Source organism: Oceaniserpentilla sp. 4NH20-0058 (assembly GCF_040371755.1).
Lineage (GTDB): Bacteria > Pseudomonadota > Gammaproteobacteria > Pseudomonadales > Oceanobacteraceae > Bermanella.
On record NZ_BAABWE010000012.1, the window covers coordinates 71,989 to 80,030 of the forward strand.

Annotated in this window: 6 protein-coding genes and 1 tRNA gene; 5 read left to right on the forward strand and 2 right to left on the reverse strand. The window is 44.3% G+C overall.

Annotated elements, in window-relative coordinates:
• Window positions 1–7: 7 nt before the first annotated feature.
• From ABWV45_RS14685 to ABWV45_RS14705, 5 genes are all read left to right on the forward strand, one after another.
• On the forward strand, window positions 8–2,260 hold the full coding sequence (locus tag ABWV45_RS14685) for an ABC transporter permease subunit (protein WP_353352474.1): 2,253 nt from the start codon (window positions 8–10) through the stop codon (window positions 2,258–2,260).
• Window positions 2,261–2,271: 11 nt separating this feature from the next.
• Entirely contained in the window at window positions 2,272–3,948 is a 1,677-nt protein-coding gene (gene pstA / locus ABWV45_RS14690) for a phosphate ABC transporter permease PstA (protein WP_353352475.1), read from the forward strand.
• A 155-nt stretch (window positions 3,949–4,103) separates the two neighbouring features.
• On the forward strand, window positions 4,104–4,943 hold the full coding sequence (gene pstB, locus ABWV45_RS14695; protein WP_353352476.1) for a phosphate ABC transporter ATP-binding protein PstB: 840 nt from the start codon (window positions 4,104–4,106) through the stop codon (window positions 4,941–4,943).
• 321 nt (window positions 4,944–5,264) lie between these two features.
• Window positions 5,265–5,984, forward strand: coding sequence for a phosphate signaling complex protein PhoU (phoU, locus tag ABWV45_RS14700; RefSeq protein ID WP_353352477.1), 720 nt, complete (start codon window positions 5,265–5,267; stop codon window positions 5,982–5,984).
• A gap of 128 nt (window positions 5,985–6,112) precedes the next feature.
• A tRNA-Thr gene (locus ABWV45_RS14705) sits at window positions 6,113–6,188 on the forward strand.
• A 154-nt stretch (window positions 6,189–6,342) separates the two neighbouring features.
• Here ABWV45_RS14705 and ABWV45_RS14710 read toward each other — a convergent pair.
• The gene (locus ABWV45_RS14710) at window positions 6,343–6,645 is read right to left on the reverse strand and encodes an STAS-like domain-containing protein (RefSeq protein ID WP_353352478.1); all 303 of its coding nucleotides are present in this window, start codon (window positions 6,643–6,645) and stop codon (window positions 6,343–6,345) included.
• A complete protein-coding gene (locus ABWV45_RS14715; RefSeq protein WP_353352479.1) occupies window positions 6,642–7,628 on the reverse strand; it encodes a hypothetical protein in 987 nt (328 codons plus the stop codon). The genes ABWV45_RS14710 and ABWV45_RS14715 overlap by 4 nt, the downstream gene beginning before the upstream one ends.
• Window positions 7,629–8,042: the final 414 nt, after the last annotated feature.

An 8,042-nucleotide genomic window follows, 5' to 3' on the forward strand; every position in this document is an offset into this window, starting at 1 on the left:
GCGAAATATGAGTACGCCAACAGCACCCGATATAGATTTTGACACGCCCGCCTTGCGACGCCATCGCAAAGCCCGTGCATTTAAAGACCAGTTTGCAAAAAGTGGTATTGCCGTTGGCGGTTTAAGCATCATTGGTGCCGTGCTGTTAATATTCTTTTATTTGCTTTATGAAGTAGCCCCCATGTTTGTGCCAGCAGATGTGGAAAAACGTAATGAATACGTACTTCCTGGTAGTCAAAGCCAATCACCAACTTTATTATTAGCCATGGAAGAGCAAGCCGAAGTGGGTTTGCGTATCCAAGAAAATGGCCAATTTACCTTCTTTGGTGTGACCACTGGCGAAACCATCAAAGAATACCGTTTGCCGTTACAAGGCGAAATCAAAGCGTTCGACATTAACACCCAAGCCTCGCGCACCATGGCATTTGTGAATCAGGACGGTGACGCCTTAATCGCAAAACATAACTACCGTATTACCTACCCTAATGATGTGCGCTTAATTACCCCTAAAGTGGATTTCCCATACGGTGATGAGCCGCTTTCGTTATTTGATACCCCAACCCAAGTAAACAACATCAGCATGCGTGATGGCGAAGACGCATTAGTACTTGCAGCAATTGATGCTCAAGGGGAGCTATACATTACCCGCTTCAATAAAGAAGTGGATTTTCTAAGCGACGAAGTAGTGCTCGAAGCCGAGCCTGTTAGCCTGCCTAATATTTCTGGCACCATTAACCAAGTAGAAATAGACCAAGGCATGAACTGGATGTTTGTGCTGGCGGATCAACGCTTAATGCACGTGGTGAATTTGGATAGCGGCACACTAGAACAAACCGTCACCCTCGATGAAGTGGGCGTGATCACTAGCTTAGATATGCTTCTTGGTGAAAACTCATTATTAATTGGCACCAGCACCGGTCAAATTAGCCAGTGGTTTATGGCGCGTAAAGAAGGCAAGTGGCGTTTGCAGCAAGTACGTCAATTTGAAATGGGCGAAGGGCAAGTCAACGCCATTACATCCGAACAACGCCGTAAAGGGTTCTTTGTGGCGGGTGAAGATGGCCATGTTGCTATCTATCATAGTACCGCACACCGCACTTTATATAATGAAAAACTCGTTGATAGCGAAATCGTTAACTTAACCGTTAGCCCGCGCGCAAAAGATTTACTTATCGAAACCCAAGACGGCAAAATCAGCCACTTCAAAGTCGATAACGAACATCCAGAAATTTCGTGGGCCTCTATGTGGGATGAAGTGTGGTATGAAGGTTATGAAGAACCCGCCTACACATGGCAAAGCTCATCATCATCGTCTGACTTTGAACCGAAATACTCACTTGTACCGTTAGTGTTTGGTACCTTGAAAGGGGCGTTTTATGCCATGTTATTGGCCGCACCCTTAGCCATTGCTGGCGCTGTTTACACGGCTTACTTTATGGCACCAGCACTGCGTCGAAAAGTAAAACCGATTATCGAATTAATGGAAGCATTGCCAACGGTAATCTTAGGTTTCTTAGCGGGTTTAGCACTAGCGCCATTTATTGAAAACAACTTGCTGGGCATCTTTATCATGATGATAGTGGTGCCCATATCCATGTTGGTATTTGGCTTCACATGGGTGAACTTGCCTGCAAAAATTCGACACGCGGTGCCCGACGGTTGGGATTCGGTACTACTTATCCCTGTTATTATTTTAGCGGTTTATGTGGCCATACAATTTAGCCCATCATTAGAGCAACTGTTTTTTGGTGGCTCCATGACAACATGGTTGAACAACGATTTAGGCGTGAGCTTTAGCCAGCGTAACGCACTTATTGTTGGTTTAGCCATGGGCTTTGCTGTTATACCCACTATTTTCTCCATCGCAGAAGATGCCATATTCAGCGTACCTAAGTCGTTAAGCTATGGCTCGTTAGCACTTGGCGCGACACCATGGCAAACCATGATTAAAGTGGTGTTACCAACGGCCAGCCCCGGTATATTTTCAGCGTTAATGATTGGTCTGGGTCGTGCGGTGGGTGAAACCATGATCGTACTCATGGCAACAGGTAACACACCAATCACCGACATGAATATCTTTGAAGGTATGCGTACCTTAGCGGCCAACATTGCAGTGGAAATTCCAGAATCAGAAGTGGGCTCAAGCCATTACCGCATCTTGTTCTTAACCGGTTTTGTATTGTTCTTATTTACATTTGTATTTAACACCGCAGCTGAAACCATACGTCAGCGTTTACGCACTAAATACGGTCAGTTGTAGGAGATAAATTCATGAGAGTTTCAGTAAAAGAGTGGATTAAATCAGGCTCGCCGTTTATTTGGTTAAACGCCGGTGCCGTGGCCATCAGTATTATTATGGTGTTAGGCCTAATTGGATTTATCGCGGCAAAAGGTCTTGTGCACTTTTGGCCGGGTAAAATCATGGAGGCCACATACACATTACCTGATAACGAACCTACTATTATCATGGGCCAAATCAGCGACAGCGAAATGGTGCCGCAATCTCAATTAAAAGCCATTGGTTTAAACACATTAGACGGTGCAGCCGAAGCCAAGCGAATTTTGATTAAAGTCGGTAATCGTGATGTGTACGGCGGTGACTTCCGCTGGGTATTAGAGCATCACCTTTCTGATGTTTCATATCCAGAAAACGCCATGGCCATAGAGCGTCGCGAGTGGGGTAATTTTTACGGCTTCTTAGGTGAAATTTACGAAGGCGACAAATTGGTTGCCGATGGTAAAAAAGACCATGCAAAAGCTTGGGGTCACTTCCAAACCTTAATTGATCGTGCTTTAGCGATCCATGAAGAAATCACAGATATTCAAAAGCATGATATTGGTGCCATTAATTATCAAATTGAACGCCTACGTTTACAGCAACGTGCTTACGAATTAGAAAACGCCTACGGCCCAGAGCAAGAGGCAGAACTAGATGCACAGCGCAAAGCATTAAACGAAGAATATGAAGGTTATCAAGGGAAGTTAAACGAATTATACGCCTCTTTAGAGCGTGATCACTTCACCGCAACCGAAATGGGTGGACAAACCGTTCACATTGAAATGAAAGAAGTGGTGCGCGCGTTTGAGCCAAACAGCATGGGCTTTTTTGCAAAAGTAGGGCACTACTTCTCTAAGCTGGGTGAGTTTTTAGGGGATGATCCACGTGAAGCCAATACCGAAGGCGGTGTGTTCCCAGCCATATTTGGTACGGTATTAATGGTGATCTTAATGGCCATTATGGTAACGCCATTAGGGGTTGTCGCCGCAGTGTACTTGCGTGAATATGCTAAACAAGGCGCTGTGACTAAAATCATTCGTATTGCGGTAAACAACTTAGCCGGTGTGCCATCTATTGTTTATGGTGTATTTGGTTTGGGTTTCTTTGTTTACTTTTTAGGGGGCACCATTGATGAATTGTTTTTCCCTGAAGCACTGCCTTCCCCAACGTTTGGTACGTCGGGTTTGTTGTGGGCATCCATTACGTTAGCGCTATTAACCTTACCAGTTGTCATCGTGGCCACCGAAGAAGGGTTAGCTCGTATTCCTCGAACCATTCGTGAAGGCTCGTTAGCCTTAGGTGCCACCAAGTGGGAAACCCTAAGCCGAGTGATTTTACCCATGGCCAGCCCAGCCATGATGACAGGTGTGATACTTGCCGTGGCCCGAGCCGCCGGTGAAGTAGCGCCACTTATGCTAGTAGGTGTGGTGAAATTGGCCCCAACATTACCATTAAATGGCAACTACCCATTCTTGCACCTAGATCAAAAATTCATGCACCTAGGCTTCCATATTTATGACGTAGGCTTCCAAAGCCCGAACGTAGAAGCGGCGCGACCACTGGTATACGCCACCGCTTTATTACTGGTAATAGTTATAGCCTTGCTGAACTTATCAGCTATTTATATCCGTAATCACCTACGTGAAAAATACAAATCGCTAGAGATGTAACGTGCATGGATGCACTCGCCGAATTTGTTCCAGACAAATTTCGGCCTTTCCCACTTCCATGTGGGTTGCACCGCGAGCCATGGATGGCAAAGAGCGGTGAACGTACAGGATGATTCCTGATACAAAACAGAATTTTAAAGATAGTGAATACGATTATGACAGAAGCAACTGAAAGAAAAGGCCATAGCATCGACATGTCGGCCATGGGTCGTGAATCTAAGCACTTAGATTTAAGTAACGAAGTACCAGCACTTACGGTGAACGGCCTTCGTTTAAGTTACGGCGACAAAGAAGCCCTTCACGGCATTGACATGGTGATCCCTAAAAAACGTGTTACCGCGTTCATTGGGCCATCGGGTTGTGGTAAATCAACGTTGTTACGTTGCTTTAACCGCATGAATGATTTGGTTGATGGTTGTAACATCAACGGCGAAATATTATTAGATGACCAAAACATCTACCAAAAAGGCGTAGACGTGGCTGAATTGCGTCGTCGTGTAGGCATGGTGTTTCAAAAGCCTAACCCATTTCCAAAAAGCATTTATGAAAACGTCGCCTATGGTTTACGTATTCAAGGCATAAAGAAGAAACGCGAATTAGATGAAACCGTGGAATGGGCACTAAAAAGCGCTGCACTTTGGAATGAAGTGAAAGACCGTCTACACGAAAGTGCTCTAGGCATGTCCGGTGGTCAGCAGCAACGTCTTGTGATTGCGCGCACCATTGCAGTTAAACCAGAAGTGCTATTGCTAGATGAACCAGCATCAGCCCTTGACCCAATTTCAACCTTAAAAATTGAAGAGTTGATACACGAGCTGAAAAACGATTTCACCATCGCCATCGTAACCCACAACATGCAACAAGCCGCACGGGTGAGTGATTACACAGCCTTTATGTACATGGGTGACATGGTGGAGTTTGGCGATACGGATCAGTTGTTTACTAATCCGCAGAAGAAACAAACGGAAGACTACATCACAGGTCGTTACGGCTAATTTTGAGCTAGCTTACTCGTGCTGACGGCGTTATATCCATTTTGAGTTCGCGTTATGTATTTTTCATACACGCCTTAAACTTAAAATGAATATGCCTTGTCAGTACGTCGCCGCTAACGCTCAAAATAGTAAGGGATATAAGCTAATTTACTTGCTCTGGCTTTGTTAAAAATTGTCTCGTAATCGTTATGTATTATCTATATACGCCTCATACTCGACAATTTTTGCCGCGCCATAGCTGCGCCATTAACGCTTATTATGAGCTAAGGCCATAAAGCGACAGAAAAAAGATTCAGCTAGCAATAGCACAAGGGGAAAACAATGGATTTAACAAACGATGCTCATACTGATCACATCAGTCAGCAATTCAACGACGAACTAGAAGCCGTCAAAAGCCATCTATTAGAAATGGGCGGTTTAGTTGAGCAGCAAGTGGGCGACGCCATCAAATCACTAATTGATGCCGATAGCGAACTAGCGGTCAATGTACGCGCTACTGACAAACGCATTAACCAAATGGAAATCGACATCGACGAAGAATGCACTCGCATTATTGCCCGACGTCAGCCAGCCGCCAGTGATTTACGCCTTATCATCGCCGCCAGTAAAGCCGTGAATGACCTAGAGCGCATCGGTGACGAAAGTGCCAAAATCGCCCGTCTAGCCATGAAATTGTGCGAAGAAGGGGAATCCCCTCGTGGTTACGTGGAAATCCGCCACATCGGTGATCGCGTACGCCGCATGACCCAAAGCGCCCTAACCGCCTTTGCTCGCCTAGACGTGGATACCGCCCTAGCTGTGGCCCAAGAAGACAAAGAAGTAGACCGCGAATACGAAAGCGCCATGCGTGAAATGGTTACCTACATGATGGAAGACCCGCGTTCAATCAAGCGTGTGATGAATGTCATCTGGTCATTGCGCGCTTTAGAACGTATTGGTGACCACGCCCGTAACATTGCGGAAAACGTGATTTACCTAGTAAAAGGCAAGGACGTACGCCACATCAGCATTGATGAAATGGAAAAGGTTGTTGATAAGTAATAGGCAAATTAGGGCTAATTGAAGTGTTAGCCCTAACTTATTGAATCTATTTAGAAAAAAACTGCAAAAATAGGTGAGAAACGCTTGACCCCGAAGCAAGTTCTCCATAAAATGCGCCCCACTTCTGTGCCGACATAGCTCAGTTGGTAGAGCAACTGACTTGTAATCAGTAGGTCCCGAGTTCGACTCTTGGTGTCGGCACCATTTATTTAAAGCCCCTGCTAGTTAGCAGGGGCTTTTTTTTGCCTGTCTGTTTTTGATTTGGTCACCCTTAGAGGCTGGACTTGGATTTCTTTTAGTCGAAAAAAAAGAGACTTTCGCCTCTTCATGTTAGATTGTAATGCTTTTATTGCTTAATTTAGCAGACAATAAGTGGTTGTTCTTGCTCTGCTCTTCGAAAAATTGCTTCAGCAACTTCCTTTGCACAAAAATCATTACAATTTATTAATTTGATTCTGTCTGAAACGGCAGTTAAGCCAAATGTCTCAGTAAGGATTCCAAACAACTCATCAGCATAAGAAGCTGAAATTGACTCAACATTTTTAAATTCAAAGCTCACAACAGAATTTGCTTTAAGATAAGGCATAACTTGCTCGCGTTTTGCTGCGGCAGTTGATCTTGATGCTAGATCATTGTTTTCAAAAGAAATTTTTATATTCATGACCTTCTCCTTAACTTGTTCATGAGCTCTTTTACTTTCTTACTTGGCTGTTCAGGAACTTGATTTTCAAATTCATCAACATTGAGCAATAGGGAAATCGATACGCCATCCTGTCCGTGATCAATTTCACTATAGCGATGTTCGCCGGTATTATCCACATAAAGTGCTGCTCGTCCAGATTCAATTCGCAGCTCACCTTTGTACTTGGTGACTAGTTGACAAAGCTTGTCTAGCCCTAAGCCTTGGTGGTTGTTGTCTTTATCCTTAGTCGTGATATGTGGGCCAAATGGATTCACATGTGCGTCACTGGGGACCCGTTGAGCCCATTCATCATCAACAGATTTTCTTTTAGATGTGTTGTTTTTGACAATACACCAAGCAATAGCTTCTTGGTCTGTATTTATATCCGCTACCTTGCGCGCTTTTAGCTCAGAAAGAAACCCAATACCGTTGTCAGCTATAGCGAAGCTCAAAAACCTACCTTGTTTATATTTGTAAAATGGGTGGCTTTGGGCAACGGAAAAGCCAATGCCCTTGGAATGAGACACAACATTGTCGTGAAGTTCACCGATTACACCGATTAGGTCGTTAATCGCAATTTTAACGGGGTCAGAGTTTTTGAGCTTGTTGGTGTTAAGCATCTCACGGAGACAGTTACCTATTCTAGATTTTCCGGCATCGGCTGACTGATCATCTTCGAGTTTCTCCATGGAAGAGTAATCACTGCCATCTTTGGGTCTATTTACAGGAGTGGTATCCCCTAAAACTTGAGAGAAGCCGATAACTGAAGCGTAGCCTTCAATGTCAGGGTGAATATCTAATTGTTGGTATGGGATCTTATTGTCTGTTGCATATATGGCGGCAGCTACCCAGAAACATGGAAAATAGAAGGCGTTATTAGGTATGCAAAAGACTTTAGCTTCTTTGATGTGATATCGGTCTGTATTACTTAGAAAGTTATGACCTTTAATCGGTTGAGCCATGTTCTCCCTTACACTGGCTTGCTTATTCCCTATATCGTATACGGTTTTATTTTCTGTACCAAATTATTTCTAATTTCGCGGGTGTAAAAATATCACTGAAGAGTCGATCTCCGATGGGTAAAGCCCTAAAGATTAACCCCGTCCCCCTTATTAGGCACTTCTAAACCTACAATCTGTAGGTTTAGAAGCTCCAATTAGTGGGAATTACTCCGTAAGCTTAACTTACCCATTAAGCCAAACTTAATGAACGAGCTACACCCTCATAAACTGTAAGTTGTTCTATTGATTCTTTGTAGGCCTTTGCTGGTGGGTGTTCAGCAATAACAACTAAACAACAACCTAGCCATAGGTTGGGTAAGTGAGGTACGAGCGTCTCCCAACGGTTGCATGTCGGATGGCGCTTCGCTTATGTCG